The following is a 22,994-nucleotide window of genomic DNA, read 5'->3' as shown; positions in this document are numbered from 1 at the left end:
GCCGGACCACCGTCCCGGCGCGGCGGGCCGTCGCGACGCGGGCGGCTGTCGCCAGGCGGGGCGGCCGTCGCGACGCCGGGGGACCGTCGCCACGCGGGGTGGCTGTCTCAGCGCGGGTGGTCGGCGCGGTCGGCCCGGCGCGTCAGGGGCGCGGCTCCAGGCGGACGACGATGCCCTTGGAGGTCGGCGTGTTGCTGGTGTCGGCCACGCTGTCGAGCGGCACCAGGACGTTGGTCTCCGGGTAGTAGGCCGCGGCGCAGCCGGCGGTGGTGGGGTAGGAGACGAGCCGGAAGTCCTCGGCGCGGCGTTCGGTGCCGTCCTGCCAGACGCTGACCACGTCCACCTTCGCGCCGTCGGCCAGCCCGAGGGCGGCCAGGTCGGCGGGGTGGACGAGGACGATCCGGCGGGAGCCGTGGATACCCCGGTACCGGTCGTCGGTGGTGTAGGGGACGGTGTTCCACTGGTCGTGGGAGCGCAGCGTCTGCAACAGCAGGTGGCCCTCGGGGGCGCGCAGCATCGTGAAGTCGTTGCGGGTGAACCGCGCCTTGCCGCCGGGGGTGGGGAACACCCCCTCGTTGACCGGGTTGGGCAGGGCGAAGCCGCCCGGCTTCCGCACCCTGGTGTTGAAGTTCTCGAAGCCCGGGACGACCCGCGCGATGCGGTCGCGGATGTTCCCGTAGTCCGCCTCGAAGTCCTCCCAGGGCACGGGCACCCTGTCGCCGAGCGTCTGGCGGGCCAACCGGCTGAGGATCGCGACCTCGCTGAGCAGGTGACTTGAGGCGGGCTCCAGGCGTCCGGCCGACGCGTGTACCTGGCTCATGGAGTCCTCGACGGTGATGAACTGCTCCTCACCGCCCTGGCAGTCCCGTTCGCTGCGGCCGAGGGTCGGCAGGATCAGGGCCGTGTCGCCGCAGACCGCGTGCGAGCGGTTCAGCTTCGTCGAGATGTGCGCGGTGAGGCGGCAGCGGCGCATCGCCTCCTCGGTGCGCTCGCTGTCGGGGGCGGCGCGTACGAAGTTGCCCGCGAGGCCGAGGAAGACCCTGACCCGGCCTTCGAGCATGGCCCGGATGGAGTCCACCGTGTCCAGGCCGTGCCGGGCGGGCGGGGTGAAGGAGAACTCGCGCTCCAGCGCGTCCAGGAAGTCCTGGGGCATCTTCTCCCAGATGCCCATCGTCCGGTCGCCCTGGACGTTGCTGTGTCCGCGCACGGGGCACACGCCGGCGCCCGGCCTGCCGATGTTTCCCCGCAGGAGCTGGAAGTTCACCAGTTCGCGGATGGTGGGCACGCCGTGCTTCTGCTGGGTGAGCCCCATCGCCCAGCACACCACGATCCGCTCGCTGGCCAGCACCCGGTCCCGCAACTCCTCGATCTGCCGGCGGGTCAGTCCGGTGGCCGCCAGCACGTCCGGCCAGGAGACGGTGGCGCGCAGGTGGTCCGCGAACTCCTCGAACCCGGTGGTGCGGTGCTCGATGAAGGCGCGGTCGAGGACCGTGCCCGGCGCGGCGTCCTCGGCCTCCAGCAGGAGCAGGTTCAGGGCCTGGAAGAGGGCGAGGTCACCGCCGAGGCGGATCTGCAGGAACTGGTCGGCGATGTTGGTGCCACGGCCGATCACACCCCGGGGTTTCTGCGGGTTCTTGAACCGCATCAGGCCCGCCTCGGGGAGCGGGTTGACGGCCACGATCTGCCCGCCCCCACGCTTGGTCTCCTCCAGCGCGGACAGCATCCGGGGGTGGTTGCTGCCGGGGTTCTGCCCCACGGTGAGCACCAGGTCGGCGTGGTGGATGTCGAGGAGGCTGACGTCACCCTTGCCGATCCCGAGCGTCTCGTGCAGCGCCGCGCCGCTGGACTCGTGGCACATGTTGGAGCAGTCCGGCAGGTTGTTGGTGCCGAGCGCCCGGGCGAAGAGTTGGAGCACGAAGGCGGGCTCGTTGCCGGCCCGGCCCGAGGTGTAGAAGACCGCCTCGTCCGGCGAGTCCATGGCGCGCAGCTCGTCGGCCAGCAACGCGATGGCGTCGCGCCAGCTGATCGGCTCGTAGTGGTCCGCGCCCGGCCGCTTCACCATGGGCTGGGTGAGCCGCCCCTGTTGGTTCAGCCAACGGTCCGAGCTGCGCGCGAGTTCGCTCACCGAGTACCGGCGGAAGAACTCGGGTGTGACGCGCCGCGTGGTGGCGTCGTCGTTGGCGTGCTTGGCGCCGTTCTCGCAGTACTCGTTCGTGTGCCGCCGGCCCGGGGCGGGGTCGGGCCAGGCGCATCCCGGGCAGTCGAACCCCTTGGTCTGGTTGATGTCGAGCAGGTTCAGCGCCGTACGACGGGGCGAGGTCTCCGCGAGCGAGTACTGGAGCGCGTGGGCGACGGCCGGGACGCCGGCCGCCCACGTCTTGGGCGGGGTGATCTTCGCCTGCTCGCCGCCGGGATCGTCGTTCACTGAGTCTCGCACCGCATCGGCCTTCCACTCCGCGCCCCCGGCCTCCGCTTCCTCGCGCGCGAAGGCGTCGGGGGTGAACAATAGACAGAATTTATCTGAAATGCCCCGTTATGCATCATCACAGTCTCGGCAGTCTCCGCCGTCGGCGTCACGCCGTCATCGGCGGCACGGCGTCAGTCGGCCGGTCGGCCGTGGCGTGGCTCAACCGGTCGGCCAGTGCGGCACCCGTGGTGGCAGGCGGTCGGCGTCGGGCCTGACGTGGCCGCCGCTGATCGTTCCCCGCCACTGCCCGGTCTCCCGGCCCTGCCCCTCGATGTACTCCTTGAAGCGCTGAAGGTCCGCCAGCACCTGTCGCCGAACCACGCCCAGGGCGTCCCCGACCCGCTCGGCGACGCCGCGTGGCGTGAAGTCGATGCGCAGCGCGACCCGACAGCGGGACTCCCCCAGCGCGTGGAAGTCCACCGTTCCGGTGAGCCGGGGTGTCCGCACGCTGCGCCACACCACGCGTTCGTCGGGGCGCTGCTCGGTGATCGCGGCGTCGAACTCGCGCGTCACGCCGCCGAATCTGGTCACCCAGTGCGTCATGGCGGATCGGGAGCGGTCCACCTCGCGCACGCCGCGCATGAACCGGGGGAAGCACTCGAACTGGGTCCACTGGTTATAGGCCACGTGGACCGGGACATCGACGTCGACGGCGCCCTCGATGACGCTCATACCTGTCCTGCCTCCTCCGCATCGGGCCGGGGCGCGCGAGCCGGTACACGCCAGGCCAGGACACACCTGATCGCCACCGGGTGCCCACTCCGCGCGCTTCCAACCACCCCGCCGGCGGACCCGTCGAAGGTGGTCCAGGTGCCGTGGCGACGCGTAAAGCCGCTGGTCGCCACGGGTGTGCCAGCGAGCCGGCACACTGCTGCGCGCTCACGACCGGCCCTGCGTCCAACCGGGCCACTCGCGCCGGGCAGAAGGCCGCGCCCGGATGCCTGGGCCGAGCACCGGGTGCCGGTACCGGTCGCCGGGGCCGGATGCCGGTACGGGGTGCCGGGGCCGGGCGCCGGGGCGGGAGCCGGGGACGGGCGCCGGGGCGGGAGCCGGGGACGGGTTCCGGACGGGGTTACGCCGCGTCGGCGGGGCGCCGCGCCGGCTTCGGGGCGCGCTCCGCCGCCCGCGTGGGCTCGGCCGTCGGTGTGGGCTCGGCCCGCGCCCTCGGTACGAGGGAGAGGTGGCGCCTGCCGCGCGCGTGCCGTGGCGGGCGCGCGGGCGCTCCGAGCAGCCACTCCTCGTAGCGTCCCAGCACCAGGACCAGGACCAGCAGGCCGGGCGGCAGCAAGATGGCGACGATGACCACGACAGCTCCTCGGGATGGCGGCTCGTCCTCACCGAGTAACCCGATTCGGCCCATGTGCCACCCTCGGCGGACGACGCGTACCGATCCGCCGGCGGGACGCGGCAGCCGCCGCTGGTCGGGGCGGGTCACGCGCCCCCGAATCCGGACAGGTCAGGCGGCCAACCCAGCCACCACCTCCGCCGCCCCGGCGCCACCAGGCCACCCAGGCCGTCCACTGGCCGAACCCTCCCAGGCCGGTTCGGGCCTGGAAGGGTTCGGGCCGGAAGGGGTCGGGGCCCGAAGGGTTCGCCCGCCTGGCGGCGTTCGCGGCCTGGAAGGCCCGTGGCGACGCCCCACGGTGGGAGTCAGAGCTGGTGGGCTCCGGGGCGGCCGGCCTGGACCAGGAACGAGGCGGCGGTCTCCACCGGCGCGTCCGGCCTGGTCACGAACGGCAGCACCCGGTAGTCGGCGCGCAGTTCGCGGTGGTTCAGCCGTACGCGGGTGTAGCCGCGCTGGGCGTTGTGCCACTTCAGGTGCGGGTTGACGCCCTCGGTCATCCAGTCGCGCCCTACCTTGTCCATGGCGGCGCCGTCCTTGCCCGAGCTGATGGACGTGCCGGCGAACTCCGTGCCGACGGTGGGCGACTTCGGGTTGTCGAAGTCCAGCTTGAGGTCGGAGACCACGCTGCGGTGGATGTCGCCGGTGATCACCACCGGGTTGTTCACACCCTGCCGGTAGAAGCCGGTGAGCAGCCGGTCGCGGGCGGCCGTGTAACCGTCCCACATGTCCAGGCCGGAGGAGAGGACGTCGGGGTTGGGGTCCTGGTCGACCTGGGAGACCAGGGTCTGGTTGGCGAGCACGTTCCACGTGGCGCGGGAGCGACCGGCGCCGTTCAGCAACCAACGCTCCTGCTGGGCGCCGAGCATGGTGCGCGACTTCTCGCGCCGTTCCTTGTCGTAGCCGGGCTTGGTGCCGTCGCCGCCGACCTGGTCGTCGCGGTACGAGCGGGTGTCCAGGACGTGCAGGTCGAGGACGGAGCCGAAGTTCAGCCGCCGGTACAGGCGCATGCGGTCGCCCCGCGGCTTCTGGGGCAGGCGCAGCGGCTGGTGCTCGTAGTACGCCTGTGCCGCGCGCGCCCTGCGGGCCCGGAAGGAGGCGATGTCGTCGTCGGGGAAGCCGTCCTTGTCGACCTGGGCGGTGTCGCGGGCCCAGTTGTTCTCGACCTCGTGGTCGTCCCAGGTGACGATCCACGCGAAGGCGGCGTGCGCGGCCTGGAGGTCGGCGTCCAGCTTGGTGAGGGCGTAGCGGTTGCGGTATTCGGCGAGGGTGTAGGTCTCGCGCTGGTACGAGGGGTCCAACCGCATGTCGCGGACGCCCGCGTTGGCGCCCACACCGCCCTCGTAGAGGTAGTCGCCGAGGAAGGCGACGAAGTCCAGGTCCTCGTTGGCCATGTGCCGGTAGGCCGTGTAGAAGCCCTCGTACCAGCACTGACAGGAGGCGAAGGCGAAGCTCACGTCGGAGGCCCAGCCGCCGTGGCCGTGCGGGGCCGGCGCGGTGCGGGCGCGGCCGACGGGGCTGATCGCGCCGCCGGTGCGGAAGCGGTAGAAGTACTCGCGGCCCGGGCGCAGCCCGTGGACCTCGGCGTGTACGGAGTGCGCGAGTTCGGGCACGGCCCAGGCGCGGCCGTGCCGGACGACGTGGCGGAACCGCTCGTCGGCGGCCACCTGCCACTCGACCGCGACCTTGCGCTCGGGCATGCCGCCGCGGCTGTCGACGGCCAGCGGGTCGGGCGCCAGCCGGGTCCACAGGACGAAGCCGTCGGCGGACGGGTCGCCGGAGGCGACGCCGAGGCGGTAGGGATCGTCCTGGTAGCGCGGTGCGGCCCAGGCCGAGCCGCTGCTGAGACCGGCGCTGAACAGGCCGAGCGCGGCGCCGGTCGCGCCGGCGGCGCCGATCAGGCGGCGTCTGCTGATGTCCATGGATCAGGTCCCTTCGTTGAGGGGTGAGGAGTCGGCGGAAGGGGCGTCGGAGCGCACGCCGCCCGCGGATTCCGGTACGGGGACCCACCCGTTCACGTGCGTGCGTCCCCACGGTTCCCCGCACCGCCGACGGACTGGCCCACGATCACGGGGGCAGGTTGCGGTGACGGGTGGAACAGAACTCCAGCGGGCCACATAGGTGCGAACTGCAGCTATTGCGCCGGCAGTTCGACCGCTATGCCCCCTTCGCCGTACTCACGGGGGGGGCGGCCACGGTCCCACCCGCGGCCCGGCCTCTACTCCGATATGGCGTCTGACCTGGCACGACGGCCCGGAACGAGGCTGGGTGGGGACCCGGACCCGGGCGAGTCCCAGTCGCGGTTCGCGGCCCGTTGGCGCATGGCCGCCTTGGCGTGTTCCCGCGTGAGCGCGCGCGTATGTGGGTGCGTATGTGGGTGCGCGAGCACGTCGGCGCGTAGGTGCGGTGTCACCCGAACGGCGCGGCGGTCATCGTGGCCCTCTTCAGCACCACCCACGGCCACGCCGGCCGATCCGGGCCGCCCTTGTCGATCACGCTTTACGACCCCTTTGGCCGGCCCGAGCCTTGGAATGCCACTTTCCCACTCGTCACAGAACTCACCATCTGTCACACGAACCCCAATGCCGTTCTCCCGTCGGTAAGTTCAGTTTCAAAAGTCGACCACAAGTCGCACACATCCTCTCTTCATCTTGGCTCCGATGGTCTAGATTGACCGTGCTTCGGCGGTTCGGAGGCGAGGCGGGCCCATAACGATCTATTGGTCCGACGCCACGGGCGGCCAGCGGTCACACCCTCGGCGCCGGGCGTCGAGGTGATCCATTTCCTGGAGCCCCAGCGGGCGCCGCGGGTGTGGGGAGCACCCGAGGTCGTTCCGCCGGGTTTCCACGCACCTCGAAGGTCTGGCGGGCCAGGCGTATGCGGTTGCCGCCAGGCGGGTTGTTCACGTAGCGCTGCGAAAAGCCGCGATGCCATGCGCGGGAGGTGGGGACCTCCCGTGGAGAGGAACGGTCTGAGGAAAGGCACCTCGATTCTTTGGGGACCTGGGGGGGTTCTGTGCAGCAGGGGGAATTAGTCAGCCCGTTTCCGCCGGCGCACCGGCGTCTGGGGAACGGGACGGGCAACCAACCCGCGACTGAGTGGGAGCAGCGGTACCGCCGTACCGTGATCACCAGCGACACCGTGACCACCGCCTTCGTGGTGGCGGCGATCGGCAATTTCTTCGGGGCCCGGGACGCGGCCAACTGGCACGAGAAATGGGGAATTCTCGCCTTCGGCACCGAACTTCTGGTGCTGGCCGCCCTCGCGGTGAGCCGGGCGTGGAACCCGGCCGTTCTCGGCCAGGGTGCCGAGGAGTTCCGCCGACTGGGGCGCGCTGTGTTCACGGCGACCGTCGTCCTGGCGCTCGGCGGAATCGCGCTCACCTCGCGCAACATCAAGCTCTGGATATTCGTCGCGGTCCCCGCGATCGCGCTCACCACCCTTACCGCGCGCTATCTCCTGCGCCTTTGGCTGCACAGGCAGCGCAAGGAAGGGCGCTGTCTGCGACCGGTGCTCGCGGCCGGAAGCCCGACCACCGTGCGCGACCTGATCGCGCGCACCCGGAAGTTTCCACACCTGGGCTGGCGGGTGGACGCGGTGTGTACGACCGATGGTCGCGGGCTCGACGGGGAGCACGTGGACGGCGTGCCGGTCGTCGGCCGGTTGGCGGACGTCGCGAACCACGTCCACCGCGACGGCTACCGCGTCGTCGCGGTCACGCCCGACCCGCACTGGTCGCCGGACCGGCTGCAGCGGCTGGCCTGGAACCTTGAGGGCAGCGACGCCGAGATGGTCGTGGCGCCCGTGCTGATGGAGGTGGCGGGGCCGAGGCTGCACGTCGACACGGTCCTCGGGCTCCCGTTGCTGCGGGTCAGCATGCCGACGTTCACCGGCGGCCGGCGCGTGGTCAAGGAGGTCGTCGACCGGCTGGGTGCCGCGGTACTGCTGCTGCTGTTCGCGCCGCTGATGGTGCTCGTCGGGCTGCTCGTGGTGCTGGACAGCCGGGGCGGCGCGTTCTACAGCCAGCGCAGGGTGGGCAAGGACGGCCGCGAGTTCACGATCCTCAAGTTCCGCACCATGGTCGTCGGCGCCGACCGGGTGCGCGCCGAGTTGGCCGATCGCAACGAGGGCGCGGGGCTGCTGTTCAAGCTGCGCCGGGACCCGCGGGTGACCCGGGTGGGGGCCGTGCTGCGCCGCTACTCGATCGACGAGCTGCCACAACTTCTGAACGTACTCACCGGCTCGATGTCGCTCGTCGGCCCGCGGCCCCCGCTGCCGGAGGAGTGCGCCGCGTACGGCCCGGACATCCGGCGGCGGCTGCTGGTCAAGCCCGGGCTCACCGGTCTGTGGCAGATCAGCGGGCGCAGTGACCTGCCGTGGGAGGAGGCGGTCCGGCTCGACCTGCGGTACGTGGAGGACTGGTCGCTCGCGCTGGACACGGTGATCTTGTGGAAGACCCTGCGCGCGGTGCTCCACGGGCAGGGGGCCTACTGATGCGCGGGGGCCGACCGGCCGGCGCGCGGACCGCAGGCCACAGCGGCCTGCCTGGGGGGAGGGACGGGTCATGAGGATCAGCGTTTTCGGGCTCGGCTACGTGGGCTGCGTGTCGGCCGCGTGCCTGGCCAGCATGGGACACGAGGTCGTCGGGGTGGACGTGAACCCGGTCAAGGTCGACCTGGTCAACGACGGCAGGGCGCCGGTGGTCGAGGAACGGATCGGCGAACTCGTCGCCGAGGTCGTACGCACCGGGGCGCTGCGCGCCACCGGCGACGTGCGCGAGGCGGTCGGGAACAGCGAGATCTCGCTGGTCTGCGTGGGCACGCCGTCGGCGCCCAACGGGAGCCTGTCCACCAGCTACCTGGAACGGGTCACCGAGCAGATCGGCGCGGCGCTGGCCGAGCGCGGCGGCCGGCACACCGTCGTCTACCGCAGCACGATGCTCCCGGGCACCTGCCTGAACCTGTTGGTGCCGATCCTGGAGAAGCACGTCGGCGGCACCGCGGGGGTGGACTTCGGGGTCGCGGTCAACCCGGAGTTCCTGCGCGAGGGCACGAGCGTGCGGGACTTCTTCGACCCGCCCAAGACCGTCATCGGCGAACTCGACCCGGCGAGCGGCGACCCGCTGCTGGCGCTGTACGAGGGGTTACCCGGCGAGGTGTTCCGGGTGCCGATCCCGACGGCCGAGGCGATCAAGTACGCGGACAACGCGTTCCACGGCCTCAAGGTCGGCTTCGCGAACGAGCTGGGCGCGGTGTGCCAGGCGCTCGGCGTGGACTCGCACCAGGTGATGGACGTGTTCCTGGCCGACCGCAAGCTGAACATCAGCCCCGCCTACCTGCGCCCCGGCTTCGCCTTCGGCGGCTCCTGCCTGCCCAAGGACCTGCGCAGCCTGGTCCACGCGGCGCAGCGGGCCGACGTCTCGGTGCCCATCCTGGCCCACGTGCTGCCGTCCAACTCCGCGCACCTGCAGCGCGCGGTGGAGCTGGTCGAGCGCACCGGCAGGCGCCGGGTGGGCCTGTTCGGGCTGTCCTTCAAGCCCGGCACCGACGACCTGCGCGAGAGCCCGCTCGTCGAACTGGCGGAGCGGCTCTTCGGCAAGGGGTACGACCTGCGGATCTACGACGCCAACGTGAGCCTGTCGCGGCTGCTCGGCGCGAACCGCGAGTACATCGAGACCCGGCTGCCGCACCTGGCGCAGTTGCTCGCGGACTCCGTGGACGAGGTCCTTGAGCACGCCGACGTGTGCCTGGTGGGGACCAGGGACCCGGCCGTCCTCGCGCGGCTGCCGCACGGCAGCGGCCCGTTGATCGATCTTGTCCGTCTTCCCGACGCCGACGCGCGCCGGGCCGAACCGGGGTACGTGGGCCTTGCTTGGTGACGCGACGTTGAACGGCGAGCCCGACCGGGCTGGCGAGATCGGCGACATCGGACCGGGGCGGCGCGCGCTGATCCTGGTGGAGAACCTGTCGGTGCCCTTCGACCGGCGGGTGTGGCAGGAGTGCACGACGCTGCGCGAGGCGGGCTGGGAGGTGCACGTCATCTGCCCCCGGGGCGGCAAGCGGGACACGGAGCCTGAGGCGGTGATCGACGGGGTGCGCATCCACCGCTACCCGCTGCGCGCGGCCACCGGGGGCCCGGCCGGCTACCTGCGGGAGTACGGAGCGGCGCTGTGGCACACCGCCCGGCTGGCCCGCAGGGTCGGCCCGGTCGACGTGGTGCACGCCTGCAACCCGCCCGACCTGCTGTTCCTGCCGGCCCTCTGGCTGAAGCGGCGCGGCGCGCGGTTCGTCTTCGACCAGCACGACCTGGTGCCCGAGCTGTACCTGTCCCGCTTCGACCGTGGCGAGGACCTGCTCTACCGCGCCGTGCGCGCCCTGGAGCGGCTGACCTACCGGGCCGCGGACGTGGTCATCGCCACCAACGAGAGCTACCGGGACGTCGCGGTACGCCGGGGCGGACGCCGGCCGGCGGACGTCTTCGTGGTGCGCAGCGCGCCCGCCGTCGAGCGGTTCCAACAGGTGGACCCGGAGCCGGAGTTGAAGCGCGGCAAGCCCCATCTGCTGTGCTACCTGGGCGTCATGGGCCCGCAGGACGGCGTGGACTACGCCCTGCGGGCGCTGGCGAGGCTGCGCAACGAACTGGGGCGGAGCGACTGGCACGCGGTGTTCGTCGGCTCCGGCGACTCCTTCGACGCGATGGTGGAGCTGTCCCGGCGGCTCGGGCTCACCGAGCAGGTGCAGTTCACCGGGCGCGTGCCGGACGCGGACCTGGTGCGCTACCTGTCCACCGCGGACGTGTGCCTCTCCCCCGACCCGCGCAACCCGCTCAACGACGTGTCGACCATGAACAAGGTCCTGGAGTACATGGCGATGGGCCGGCCCGTCGTCTCGTTCGACCTGAAGGAGGCCCGGGTCTCCGCAGGGGAGGCCGCCGTCTACGCGCCCGCCAACGACGAGGCCGCGTTCGCCGGCCTCATCGCGCGGCTGCTGGACGATCCGGGGCAGCGGGAGCGGATGGGCGCCATCGGTCGGGAGCGGATCAACGGGCGGCTCTCCTGGCGGAACTCGCAGGCCTCGCTGCTGGCCGCCTACGCCGCCGCCTGCCGCGGCCTGCCCCCGGTGGCGGCGGGCACCTCGGCCCGGGCGGGGAAGAGGCCGCACCGTTGAGCGAGGACACGATACGCCTGGCCACGATCGGGCGGATGCTCCAACGGCGCTGGCGCCTGCTCGCCGTCCTCACGGCGGTGGGCGCGCTCGTCGGCTACGGCGTCTCGGCGCTGTTCCCCCCGCGGTACACGGCCTCGGCATCGGTCCTGCTGCCGGGGCAGTGGGAGGAGCGCGAGTTGTTGACCCAGGCGTACATCGTGACCAGTTCGTCGGTGCTGGACCGCACGGCGGCCACGCTGCGCTGGGCGGGCGACGGTGACGAGGTGCGGGAGCGGGTGAGCGCCAAGGTCGCCGACGGGAACGTCATCAGGATCTCGGGCACCGCCGACACACCGGAGCGCGCGCAGCAGCTCACCGACCGGCTGGCCCAGCAGTTCGTCACCTTCGCCGCGCGGGTCACCGGCGACGGCACCGACCCGAAAGCGGCGACCGGGCCCGAGGCGCTGCGGGAGCAGGTGGAGCGGGCCAACCGGCGCATCACCGAGCTGTCCCGGGCGGCCGACCCGGGGCGCACCGTGGAGAGCGTGCAGGCCCGCACCTCGCTGGAGAAGTTGCGTACCGCGCTGGAGACGGCGGTGAAGAAGCTGGAGGAGGTCGATCCGGCGACGCACAAGGCCGGCATGGTGGTCATGGGGCCGGCGGCCCGGCCGGCGAGCCCGGCGCCGCCCACGACGGGGCACCTCGTCGCCGGTGGGGCGGCGTTGTCCTTCCTGCTCGCGGTCGTGGGCCATCTCACCGCCGCGCGGGCCAACCGGCGCCCGCGTACCGGGGCCGAGATCGCCTCGGCGCTCGGCTCGACGCTGCTGGGCACCGTCGACGTGCCGGCCGAGCGGCCCGCTGTGGGCCGGGGCCCGGGGGGTTGGCCGCGCCGCTTCCTCGGGCTCGACACCCGGTGGGACGCGCCGACCCCGCTGGCCTCCGGCGACGAGGCCAGCCGACGCGTCCGCTACCGGCGGGTGTGCGCCCGCCTGAGATCCCAACACCCCTCTGCTCGACGGCTGTTGGTCGTCGTGCCGGACGGCGACGGGGTCGCCCGCCGGGCCGCCGAGCGGCTCGCCGCCGAGACCAGGGGCGACGCCGCCACCCCGGCGGGCCGGGGGCTCCCGGCGCTGCGGGTGGTGGGCGTGTCGGTGTCCCAGCCGATGGTGCCGGACCGCGACGCCGAGTCCGGTGTCCTGGTCGTACTGAGCGCGGGTATTTGGACCGCGGCGGAACTCGCCGGCGTCGCCGGGGCGTGTGCGGACGGCAGGCACGAGATCGTCGGCGTCGTCGTCGCGGGCGCGGTCCGCAACCAACCGACACGGACGCCCGAACAGCCGGAGCAGAACGCCACGTTGGCGCTCGCGGTGCCCGGCCAGACGGCGGGGGGCGCCGAGTGACCACGAGCCAGGCAGCCGAGTCGCCGGCCGCCGCGCCCCTGCTCGACCTGCAGGCGCTGCTGGCCGCGGTGCGCAGGAGGCGCCGCCTGTGGTGCGCCCTGGCGCTGCTGGGGATGCTGGCCGGCGCGGCCGTGGCGGTGCTGGTGCCGCCGGCGCCGGCCGCGGTGACCAAGGTGCTGGTCGCGCACCGGGAGGACCAGCCGAACGACACCGGCACGCTGATCCGTACCGACGTCGCGCTGCTCCAGACCACCCGGATCGCCGACCGGGCCCTGCGGGCCCTGGGCTCCTCGGAGCGCCCCGAGGACTTCATGCGGGACTACCGGGGCACCGGCCTGACCAACAACCTGCTCCAGATCGACGTGACCGGCGACAGCGACGCCCAGGCGCTGGCCCGGGCCAAGGCGCTGGCCGAGGCGTTCGTCGCGGACCACGTGCGGCGCGTCCAGGACGCCGCCAAGGCCGAGGCGGCGTCCCTGCTCGCGCAGCGCGACCGGATGCGGGGCGAGCTGGCCGAGGTCAACAAGGCCATCGGCAGCCGATCGCCGGAGAGCGACCCCAAGGCGTCGGCGAGCGTCGAGTCGCTCTTCGCCCGCCGGTCCGAGCTCAACTCGCGGATCGCCGACTTCGACCAGCGCGCCGCCGAGGCCCGCGCCGGCACGCCCCGGCTCGTCTCCGGTACGCAGATCGTGGACGCCCCGCGCGTGGTGCGGCACTCCAGGCCCAAGGCCGTGCTCACCAACGCCGCGATCGGGCTCGTCCTCGGCCTCGTCCTGGGCATCGCGGTGGCCACGGTGGGCACGGTGGTGGCGGACCGGCCCGTGCTGCGCCGGGAGATCGCGGTGCACCTGGGCGCTTCCGTCATCGCGGAGGCACGCCAGGCGCCGCGCTGGTCAACCGGCCCGTGGCGACGCCGCCGGGCCCGGGCCGCGCGGGCCCGGCTCACCGCGACCCTGGCCCGCGCCGTGCGCGGCGCGGCGGAGCCGGTCTCGCTCCTGGAACTGGGCTGCCCGCGCGGCGTACGGGGGCTCGCCCTGGACGTCGCCGAAGCGCTGGCGGCGGACGGGCCGCTGGTCATCGTGGACGGCCTGCCGGGCGCTGACCTCGCCAACAGCCCGAAGTTGCCGGCGGGTTCGACCGTGGTCAGCGACGCGAGGGCCGAGGACGCGCCCGGGGCGACGCGCCGGATCGGTGTCGGCTCGGTCTCCCCCGGCACGGCGTGGACCGACCTCCGGTACCTCGGCGCTCAGACCGTATTGGTCGTACGGGCCGGGCACGGCAGCGCCGCGTGGCTGCACACCGTCGCGCGGCAACTCGCGGACCAGCGCGTTCCGGTGCTCGGCGTGGTGTTGATCGACCCCGACCCGCGCGATCGGACCGACGGCACGCTCTGGGACGGGTCGCCGACCGCGCCGCGCGGCGACGGCGAGCGACCGGCCCGGGAGAGCGGCGCGGACCGATTACGGGCGAGACGGCTGGCCCGACAGAGCGGTGGTGGTACCCCGCACGCCGTTCAGGCGGTCGGGGAGGGCCAGCCGCAGCCGGGGTGGCCGGCGGCGCCGGCCGCACGGGTCCCGGACAGCGATCAGGAGGCGCGGTAGCACATGTGTGGAATCGCAGGCACGTACCGGTGGCCGGACGGGAAGGCCGTGACCGATCGGCTCACCGACGTCCTCGCCCACCGGGGCCCGGACGGGGCGGGCCGCTACAGCCACCCCGCCGGGGACGGTGAGGTGCAGCTCGGACACCGCCGGTTGGCCGTCATCGACCTGACCGAGACCGGCGCCCAGCCGATGGTCTCGGACGGCCTCGCCCTGACGTACAACGGCGAGCTGTACAACGCGCCCGAGCTGCGGGCCGAGCTGACGGCGGCGGGAGTGCGCTTTCGCGGCACCTCCGACACCGAGGTGCTGCTCGCCGCCTGGCGGCGCTGGGGCACGGGGTGTCTGCCCCGGCTGCGCGGCATGTTCGCCTTCGCGGTCTTCGACGAGCGCACCGGCAACCTGGTGCTCGTCCGCGACCAGCTCGGCGTCAAGCCGCTGTTCCTGCTCCGGCGCGGCGGGGGGCTGATGTTCGCCTCCGAGCTGAAGGCGCTCAGCGCCGGGGCCGGCGGGACGCTGGAGGTGGACCACGGGGCGCTGGTGGCCTCGCTCCTCTACTACTGGGTGCCGGACACCCGCTGCGCGTTCCGCGAGGCGGAGAAGCTGCCGCCGGGAAGCTGGCTGCGGTGCCGGCCGGACGGCCGGGTGGAGCGCGGCCGGTTCTGGAACCTGCGGGAGGTCGCCAGCGAGGGTCAGGAGCGGGCCCTCGGCGGTGAGCAGCCGGACCTGGCCGCCGTCATCGAGGAGTCGAACCGGCGGCACCTGCTCTCCGACGTGCCGGTGGCCACGTTCCTCTCCGGCGGTCTCGACTCCAGCTACCTGACCGCGCTGGCGGCCCGCGAGCGGCCCGGGATCTCCGCCTACACGATCGGGTTCCGCGCCGCGGACGCCAGGTTCGAGGCGATGCCGGACGACCTGCGCTACGCCCGGCAGGTGGCCGAGCGGTACGGCGTCGACCTGCACGAGATCGAGATCGCCCCGAACGTGCTCGACCTGCTGCCACGGATGACGTACCACCTGGACGAGCCGATCGGCGACCCCGCCGCGATCAACACGTACCTGATCTGCTCGGCCGCCCGGGAGGCCGGGGTCAAGGTGATGCTCTCGGGGATGGGCGCCGACGAGTTGTTCGCCGGGTACCGCAAACACCTGGCCAACGTGCTCGCGCTGCGCTACCAGCGCGTCCCACGGCCCCTGCGGCGCGGTGTGGCGGCGGCCGTGGACCGGCTGCCGGTGGCCACCTCCCGCCGAGGACTGCGCTCCGTGCGGTTCGCGAAGCGGTTCCTGTCCTTCGCGGAGCTGCCGGAGGAGACCGCGTTCCGGCGCAGCTACACCATGTACGACCAGGACGAGCTGCTGGCCCTGGTCAACCCGGACCTGGCCGGGACGGTCGACGACGTGCTGGGTGAGCACGCGGAGGTCTACCGGGACAACGACCTGGACGACTTCGTCAACCGGATGTGCCTGGGCGACGCCCGGATGTTCCTGCCGGGCCTGAACCTCGCGTACACGGACCGCGCCAGCATGGCCGCCTCCACGGAGGTGCGGGTGCCGTACGTGGACGTCGAGGTGGTCAGGGCGGCGTTCGCGGTGCCCGGTGACCGGAAGATCGTCGGGCGACAGGGGAAGGCGGCCCTGAAGCAGGCGGCCTCCCGGACCCTGCCCCGGGAGATCGTGTACCGGCCCAAGGGCCTGTTCAGCGCCCCGCTGCGGGCGTGGATGAGCCGGGACCTGGCGCCGCTGGTACGCGAGGTGGTGCACGACGGCGTGCTCGTCAACTCCGGGTTCCTGCGCCGCGACGCGCTGGCGCGGATGGTCGCCGAGGACGCGGCCGGGCGGCGGGACTTCTCCAAGCATCTGTGGCACGTGCTCTCCCTTGAGCACTGGTACCGCGCCGCGACCTCTGGCTCCGGTCAGAACCAAGCGGCCTGACGGCGTAGACATCACGAGGAGCTCGGGTGAAACAGGTTGTGCAGAACTACAAGAGCGGCGAGCTGGCGCTGCTCGACGTGCCGGTGCCGGGGTGCAAGCCCGGCGGCGTGCTGGTACGCAGCGCCTACTCGCTGATCTCCACCGGAACCGAGCTGATGAAGGTCTCCGAGGCCGGCATGTCGATGCTGGGCAAGGCCCGCTCCCGGCCGGACCAGGTGGCCAAGGTCGTGCAGAGCGTGGCCACCAACGGGGTGCCCGCCACCTACCGCAAGGTGATGGGCAAGCTGGACTCGTACACGCCGCTCGGCTACTCGCTGTGCGGGGTGGTCGAGCAGGTCGGCGCCGGGGTCGACGACGTGAAGGTCGGCGACCTGGTCGCCTGCGCCGGCAACGAGCACGCCCTGCACGCCGAGCTGAACTGGGTGCCGAGGAACCTCTACGCCCGGGTGCCGGACGGCCTCGCGCCACGGCACGCGGCCTTCGGCACCGTCGGGTCGATCGCGCTCCAGGGCGTGCGCCAGGGCGAACCGCGGCTCGGCGACGTGGCGCTGGTCATCGGCCTCGGGCTGATCGGGCAACTGGTGGTGCAGTTCCTGGCCGCGTCGGGGGTGAGCGTCGTCGGGGTCGACCCCGACCCGGTGCGCTGCGAACTCGCCACCCGGTTGGGCGCCACGACCTGTGGCGACCCGGCGTCGGTGGCGGTGGCCAGCTCCGTCGCCGAGCTGACCGACGGGCACGGCGTGGACCAGGTGTACCTGGCCGCCGGCGGCGCCAGCAACCAACCCGTCGAGCTTGCCGCCCAGTTGAGCCGGGACCGGGGCCGGGTCGTGGACATCGGCAAGTGCAGCCTGAACCTGCCGTGGAACGCGTACTACGAGAAGGAGCTGGACGTCCGGTTCTCCCGCAGCTACGGCCCCGGGCGCTACGACCCGGAGTACGAGCTGGAGGGGCGGGACTACCCGATCGGCTACGTGCGCTGGACCGAGCGGCGCAACCTGGCGTGCGTCCTGGACCTGCTGGCCCGTGGCCGGATCGACGTGGAGCCGCTGGTCTCGCACGTCGCCGACTTCGCCGAGGCCGTGGAGACCTACCGGCGCCTGGAGGAGGGCGACCTGAAGGCCGTGGCCGTGCTGTTCCGGTACCCCGACCAGCCGGACCACCCGGACCTCGCCGAGCGGGGGGCCGAGGCGGCGGCCCCGACCCTGACCGTGCCCGCGGTACGCCGTGGCGCCGGCCCCACCAGGGCGCCGGCCCGGACCGGTCACGCGCCGGTGCGGCTGGCGTTCGCCGGCGCGGGCAACTACGCGACGTCGATGCTGCTGCCGCACCTGGCCCAGCGCGAGGGCGTCGAGCTGGCCCGGGTCGTCACCACGACGGCGCTGTCCGCGGCCAACGCCCAGCGCAAGTTCGGCTTCGCCGAGGCGACCACCGACCTGGACGCCGTACTCGACGACCCGGGCATCGACGCGGTGTTCGTGGTCACCCGGCACAGCTCGCACGCCGAACTGACCCGCAGGGCCCTGCTCGCCGGCAAGGCGGTCTTCGTGGAGAAGCCGCTGGCGCTCACCGAGGACGAGCTGGCCGGTGTGCTCGCGGCGGTCGAGGAGTCCGGCAACGACCGGCTCCAGGTGGGCTTCAACCGCCGGTTCGCCCCGTTGCTGCGTCAGGCGCGGCACCGCTTCGGCGCCCGGACCGGGCCGGGCAACCTGCGCTACCTGGTCAACGCGGGCCGCCTGGAACACGGCAGTTGGTACCTGCAACAGGGCACCCAGGGCTCCCGGTTCGCCGGCGAGGGCGGCCACTTCATCGACACGGCGAGCTGGCTGCTCGGGGCCGACCCGCTGTCGGTGTACGCGCTCGCCGCGCCCGGCCACGAGGACGGCGGCGACCTCCAGGTCGTGCTGCGCTACCCGGGCGGGTCCACCGCCACCATCAGCTACGTCACCACCGGCCCGGCCGGTTTCCCCAAGGAGACGCTGGACGTGGTCGCGGGCGGTCGCGCGCTGCGGCTCGACGACTTCGTACGGGCCTCCGTGTACGGCGGTCGCGGCAGGCGGTGGGTCAGCTCGCGGCTGCCCAAGGCCCGGGACAAGGGCCAGCGCGCCGAACTGGACGCCTTCCTCAAAGCCGTGCGCACCGGCGGGCCGATGCCGGTGTCGCTGGAGTCGCTGGCCGCCACCACGGCGGCCACCCTCGCCGTGCGGACCAGCCTGGTCGGCGGCGCGCCGGTGACGTTGGCGAGGGCGCGATGACCGGGAGCGCGGTGTGGTACCTGCGGCGGCTGTCCCGGATGGGGCCACGGGAGGTCGGCGGGCGGGTGGTCGACACGGTGCGCAGGCGGCGCTGGCGGTCGGCGCCGCCGGTCGCGCCGGAGGTGACCGGCGCCCGGTTCACCTCGGCGCTGCCCGCCGGGGCGCTCGACGCGGTGCCGCCGGACGCCGCGAAGCGGCTGCTCGCCGAGGCGGACCGACTGTTGGCCGGGCACGCCGAGTTCTTCGGGGTGTCCCGCGAGGACCTCGCGGACCCGGACTGGTGGTACGACCCGAAGACCGGGCGCCGCGCCCCGTCGGGTTACGCCTTCGACGTGCCGTACCGGAGCGAGGAGGCGGTCGGGGACATCAAGCAGATCTGGGAGCTGTCCCGGCACCAGTACCTGACCGTGCTCGCCGCCGCGTACGCGCTCAGCGGGGACGAGCGGTACGCCGAGCGCGTCGCCGCGCACCTGCGCTCCTGGTGGGCGGCCAACCCGCCGCTGCGCGGGGCGCACTGGATCAGCGGCATCGAGCTGGGGATCCGGCTGCTGTCCTGGGTGTGGGTCCGCCGGCTGCTCGACGGCTGGCCGGGCGTGGCCGCCCTGTTCGAGGACAACCCGGTGGCGCGCCACCAGGTCTGGCACCACCAGCGCTGGCTGGCCGCCTTCCCCAGCCGGGGGTCGTCGGCCAACAACCACGTCATCGCCGAGGCCGCCGGGCAGTCGGCGGCGGCCTGCGCGTTCGACTGGTTCCCCGACTCGGCGCGCTGGCGGGACGACGCACTGCGCTGCCTGGAGCGGCACCTGCGGAGCAACACCTTCGGCTCCGGCCTCAACCGCGAGCTGGCCACCGAGTACCACGGGCTGGTGCTGGAGCTGGGCCTGGCGGCGGTGGCCGAGGCGGACGCCGCCGGCGTGCCGGTCCCGCCGGCGGTCCACCTGGTGCTGCTGCGGATGACGGACGCGCTCGCGGCCGTCGTGGACGACCGGCTGCGGCCGCCGCGCCAGGGGGACGCGGACGACGGGCACGGCCTGGTCGTGGACGGCGCGGGCACCGACCGCTGGGGCTCGCTGCTGGCCACCGGTGACGCCGTGTTCGGTCGGCTCCCCTGGTGGCCGACGGTGTCCGGCACCGATGTCCGCACCCCGCTGCTGGCCGCGCTGATCCGGCCGTACGCGAAGCGGGAGGCCGCGCCGGACACGCCCCGCCCGGCCGACCGGCCGGCCCACTTCGCCGACGCGGGGCTGACCGTCCTGCGCGGCCCGGCGGGGATCTGGTGCCGCTGTGACGGCGGTCCGCACGGCTTCCTGGCCATCGCCGCGCACGCCCACGCTGACGCGCTGTCCGTGGAGGTCCGGCAGGAGGGGGTCGATGTACTGGCCGACCCGGGCACGTACTGCTACCACGGGGAGCCCGAGTGGCGGCGGTACTTCCGGTCCACCCTCGCCCACAACACGCTGGAGCTGGGCGGCGTGGACCAGTCCGTCTCCGGGGGCCCGTTCCTGTGGACCCGGCAGGCCCGTGGCCGGGTGCTCTTCGCGAACGCGTCCGGCACCGCCGGGGACGGGGTGGATCGCTGGTACGCCGAGCACGACGGGTACCGGCCGGTGGCGCACCGGCGCCGGGTGGAGCTGAGTGCCGCGACGCGGGAGTTGCGGATCGTGGACGAGGTGCGCGGGCCGCGCCGGGCCGCGCGGCTGGCCTTCCACCTCGGGCCGGCGATCGTCGCGGACCTGGTGGGCGACCGGGCCGAGCTGACCTGGACCCGGGACGGCGAGCACCGCTCCGCCGTCCTCGAACTGCCAGGGCGACTGCGCTGGTCGGCCCAGCGCGGCGCGGTCGAACCGCCGTTGGGCTGGTACTCCCCCGGCTTCGGGCGCAAGGAACCCGCCACCACGCTGGTCGGCACCGGCTTCGCCGGTGGCGCCGGGTGGTCGGGCGAGTTCACCACCGTGCTCAGGTTCCACGGCTGAGGGGGGCGGGTGGGGATCAAGAGGCGGCATCGGACGTGGTCGGCGGCGCCACTGGCGCTGGCCCTGCTGGCGGCCGGCTGTGCGAGCGCGCCGGACGGCCCGGCGCGACCGACCGGCGCGCCGGCGCCGACACCACCGGTGGGCGCCGGGGCCGTGGCCCGGGTGTGCGCCGAGCCGATGGCCGGGCCGGCGAAGGCGCCGGCCGGTGCGGTGCCGGTGGACCCGGCGGTCGTCGACGACCTGGCGGCCAAGACCCGGAGCAGCCCGCCGCACACCACGTTCTGGCTGCGCCCCGGCAGGCACCGGCTCGAACCGCACCGCTACGCCCAGGTCGTCCCCAAGCCGGGGAACCGCTACCTCGGCGCGCCGGGCGCGGTGCTCGACGGGCGCGGGACCAACCAGTACGCGTTCGGCGGCGGCGCCCCCGACGTCGCCATCCGCCACCTGACCGTGCAGGGGTTCGTCGCGCCGCACAACGAGGGCGTGGTCAACCACGACTCGGCCGACGGGTGGGTGATCGAGCACGCCACCATCCAGCACAACTCCGGCGCCGGGCTGATGGCCGGCGCCCGCCAACGGGTGCGGGCCAACTGCCTGCGGGGCAACGGGCAGTACGGCCTGAACGCGTACAAGGCCGGCGACACCATCCGCGACCTGCTGGTCGAGGGCAACGAGATCGTGGCCAACAACACCGACGACTGGGAACGGCGGCGGCCGGGCTGTGGCTGCACCGGGGGCGCCAAGTTCTGGGCCGTGGGCGGCGCCGACGTGCGCGGCAACTGGGTGCACGACAACCGAGGCACCGGGCTGTGGGCCGACACCAACAACAACGACTTCCGTATCGAGAACAACGTGGTGGAGGCCAACGACGGCGCCGCGCTGATCTACGAGACCAGCTACAACGCGGTCATCCGCGCCAACACCTTCCGGCGCAACAACCGGGTCGAGGGCCGGCGGGCGGCCGGGCGCGGCGACGACTTCCCGTACGCGACGCTGTACGTGTCCGAGTCCGGTGGCGAGCCACGGGTGCGGGCCCGCACGGACAGGATCGAGATCCACCGGAACCTTCTGGAGGACAACTGGTCCGGGATCACCCTGTGGGAGAACGCCGACCGGTTCTGCAACAGCCCGGCCAACACCTCCACCGGTGACTGCACGCTGCTGGTGCCGCGCCCGGAGCGCTGCGCGCGACCGGCGATCGGCAGCGCGCCGCTGTACGCCGACTGCCGGTGGAAGACCCAGCGGGTGGACATCCACCACAACCGCTTCGTCGCGGGCCCCTCCGTCGCCGGATGCGCGGACGCGTGCCAGCGGATGGCGGTGCTGGCCAACTACGGCAGCTACCCGCACTGGTCGCCGTACCGGGGCACGCGGGTGGCGTCCGCCGTCACCCACCGGCAGCACAACCGCTGGCACGACAACGTCTACCTGGGCCCCTGGAAGTTCGTGGCCCACGACCCGAGCCGGGTGCTCGACTTCGGACGGTGGCGTGACGCGCCGTACGGGCAGGACGCGGGCAGCACCCTGCGCGCCGGGGGCGGTGACCACGATGGACGGTGACCCGCGGCGCGGCGTACTGCCGGGAGGGGCGGAGGCGGCGGGCCGGCCGGAGGCGGCGGGCGGGCGAACCGACGGCCCGACGGGGCCGGCGGGGCCGACGGTCGCGCCGGGGCTCGTCGGCGTCGTGTGGGGGCTGCTGGTCCTCAACACGCTCGGCTCCGCCGGGGCGAGGACCATCGTCCCGCTGCCCCGCTCCCTCATCCAGATGGTCACCATGGGCGCGCTGGTCACCGCGTTCGCGCTGGCGCTCGTGCTCAACGCGCGGCTGCGCATCCGGGCCAGCGCCTTCCTGCTGCTGCTCACCCTGCTGCTGGTGCCGAGCCTGATCTCCAGCCTGCGGCTGGAGTCCGGGTTCGGCGCGCTGTTCCGGTGCACCAGGCTGACCCTGTTCGTCGGCACGCTGTGGCTGCTCAGCCGCTGGTGGGACGGGAGCCTGAGGTTCGTACGCAGCCACGTCCGGCTGTACTTCGTGGTGCTCGGCTCCGCCGCCGCCGGCCTGCTCATCTCGCCGGGCGCGGCCATGCCCGAGCTGTACGGCGGGCGGCTGGTCGGCGCGTTGTGGCCGCTGACACCGCCGCAGATCGGCCAGTACGCGGCGGTGGTCATCGGGCTCACCGTGCTGCTCGCCATCGGCCGGCAGGCCGACCGGCTCAGCGCGACGGTGATCATCGTGCCGTCCCTGGTCCTGCTCGCGCTGACGCACACCCGCACGGCCACCATCGGCCTGCTCGTCGGGTTGCTGCTGGCGATCGGCTCGCTCGTGCTGACCAGCGCCGCCGCCCGCCGGTTCTTCGTCTGGACGGTGGCGTGCGCCGTGGTCGCCGCGGTGGGGTTCGCCTCCGCGCTGCGGGCGTGGTTCCTGCGCGGGCAGAGCCAGGAGAACTTCTCCAGCCTCACCGGTCGGGCCAAGGTCTGGGACGCGCTGCTCGCGGCACCGCGCACGACGGCGGAGAAGCTGTTCGGCACGGGCCTGAGCGACAAGTCCTTCGGCGGGCTGCCGATCGACAACAGTTGGCTGGCCGTCTACCACGAGCAGGGACTGACCGGCATCACGCTGGTGGCGGCGCTGCTCCTGGTGCTCGGCGGCGTCGCGCTGCTGCGGCCACCGTCGCTGCCCAGGGCCTGCGCGATCTTCCTGATCAGCTACTGCTCGATCTCCTCGTACACCGAGGCCGGCCTCGGTGACGCGTCGCCGTACCTGCTGCACCTGGCCGTGGCCGCCTCACTGCTGGCGGCCCCCGGCACGGGCGCCGCCCCGCCCCGCCGGACGCCGGCGATCCCACGACGGCGCGTCCCGCGCTGGGCCCAGGAACGGAGGTGAG

Annotated in this window: 14 protein-coding genes; 10 read left to right on the top strand and 4 right to left on the bottom strand. The window is 73.4% G+C overall.

Translation table 11 applies throughout. The annotated features are described in order from the left end of the window. Positions 1–142 precede the first annotated feature (142 nt). The 4 genes from OYE22_RS28845 to OYE22_RS28830 form a co-directional block, all read right to left on the bottom strand. Positions 143–2,437: an FdhF/YdeP family oxidoreductase gene (locus OYE22_RS28845; protein WP_277324371.1), complete on the bottom strand. Its 2,295-nt coding sequence runs from the start codon at positions 2,435–2,437 to the stop codon at positions 143–145. A 189-nt stretch (positions 2,438–2,626) separates the two neighbouring features. Further along, positions 2,627–3,139 (bottom strand): SRPBCC family protein, encoded by a 513-nt coding sequence (locus OYE22_RS28840; protein WP_277323124.1) that lies wholly within the window; start codon positions 3,137–3,139, stop codon positions 2,627–2,629. Positions 3,140–3,539: 400 nt separating this feature from the next. Further along, the gene (locus tag OYE22_RS28835; protein ID WP_277323123.1) at positions 3,540–3,773 is read right to left on the bottom strand and encodes a hypothetical protein; all 234 of its coding nucleotides are present in this window, start codon (positions 3,771–3,773) and stop codon (positions 3,540–3,542) included. 344 nt (positions 3,774–4,117) lie between these two features. After that, positions 4,118–5,731, bottom strand: a complete 1,614-nt coding sequence (locus OYE22_RS28830; RefSeq protein ID WP_277323122.1) for an alkaline phosphatase D family protein — start codon at positions 5,729–5,731, stop codon at positions 4,118–4,120. A gap of 1,093 nt (positions 5,732–6,824) precedes the next feature. Here OYE22_RS28830 and OYE22_RS28825 point away from each other — a divergent pair. The 10 genes from OYE22_RS28825 (at position 6,825) to OYE22_RS28780 (ending at position 22,993) form a co-directional block, all read left to right on the top strand. Continuing rightward, positions 6,825–8,303, top strand: a complete 1,479-nt coding sequence (locus tag OYE22_RS28825) for a sugar transferase (RefSeq protein ID WP_277323121.1) — start codon at positions 6,825–6,827, stop codon at positions 8,301–8,303. Positions 8,304–8,373: 70 nt separating this feature from the next. Then, on the top strand, positions 8,374–9,687 hold the full coding sequence (locus tag OYE22_RS28820) for a nucleotide sugar dehydrogenase (RefSeq protein ID WP_277323120.1): 1,314 nt from the start codon (positions 8,374–8,376) through the stop codon (positions 9,685–9,687). Continuing rightward, positions 9,677–10,975 (top strand): glycosyltransferase family 4 protein, encoded by a 1,299-nt coding sequence (locus OYE22_RS28815; RefSeq protein WP_277323119.1) that lies wholly within the window; start codon positions 9,677–9,679, stop codon positions 10,973–10,975. Before OYE22_RS28820 ends, OYE22_RS28815 begins: the two co-directional genes overlap by 11 nt. Then, positions 10,972–12,354: a Wzz/FepE/Etk N-terminal domain-containing protein gene (locus tag OYE22_RS28810; protein ID WP_277323118.1), complete on the top strand. Its 1,383-nt coding sequence runs from the start codon at positions 10,972–10,974 to the stop codon at positions 12,352–12,354. Before OYE22_RS28815 ends, OYE22_RS28810 begins: the two co-directional genes overlap by 4 nt. Continuing rightward, the gene (locus tag OYE22_RS28805) at positions 12,351–13,955 is read left to right on the top strand and encodes a Wzz/FepE/Etk N-terminal domain-containing protein (RefSeq protein WP_277323117.1); all 1,605 of its coding nucleotides are present in this window, start codon (positions 12,351–12,353) and stop codon (positions 13,953–13,955) included. Before OYE22_RS28810 ends, OYE22_RS28805 begins: the two co-directional genes overlap by 4 nt. Before the next feature lie 3 nt (positions 13,956–13,958). Then, positions 13,959–15,887 (top strand): asparagine synthase (glutamine-hydrolyzing), encoded by a 1,929-nt coding sequence (gene asnB, locus OYE22_RS28800; protein ID WP_277323116.1) that lies wholly within the window; start codon positions 13,959–13,961, stop codon positions 15,885–15,887. A gap of 26 nt (positions 15,888–15,913) precedes the next feature. Then, the gene (locus tag OYE22_RS28795; RefSeq protein WP_277323115.1) at positions 15,914–18,139 is read left to right on the top strand and encodes a bi-domain-containing oxidoreductase; all 2,226 of its coding nucleotides are present in this window, start codon (positions 15,914–15,916) and stop codon (positions 18,137–18,139) included. Next, the gene (locus OYE22_RS28790; RefSeq protein ID WP_277323114.1) at positions 18,136–20,112 is read left to right on the top strand and encodes an alginate lyase family protein; all 1,977 of its coding nucleotides are present in this window, start codon (positions 18,136–18,138) and stop codon (positions 20,110–20,112) included. Before OYE22_RS28795 ends, OYE22_RS28790 begins: the two co-directional genes overlap by 4 nt. Before the next feature lie 9 nt (positions 20,113–20,121). After that, on the top strand, positions 20,122–21,672 hold the full coding sequence (locus OYE22_RS28785) for a right-handed parallel beta-helix repeat-containing protein (RefSeq protein WP_277323113.1): 1,551 nt from the start codon (positions 20,122–20,124) through the stop codon (positions 21,670–21,672). Continuing rightward, the gene (locus OYE22_RS28780; RefSeq protein ID WP_277323112.1) at positions 21,662–22,993 is read left to right on the top strand and encodes an O-antigen ligase domain-containing protein; all 1,332 of its coding nucleotides are present in this window, start codon (positions 21,662–21,664) and stop codon (positions 22,991–22,993) included. The genes OYE22_RS28785 and OYE22_RS28780 overlap by 11 nt, the downstream gene beginning before the upstream one ends. Position 22,994: the final 1 nt, after the last annotated feature.

The organism is Streptomyces sp. 71268, assembly GCF_029392895.1.
Classification (GTDB): Bacteria; Actinomycetota; Actinomycetes; order Streptomycetales; family Streptomycetaceae; genus Streptomyces.
This window is presented reverse-complemented; position numbering and strand designations above follow the sequence as displayed.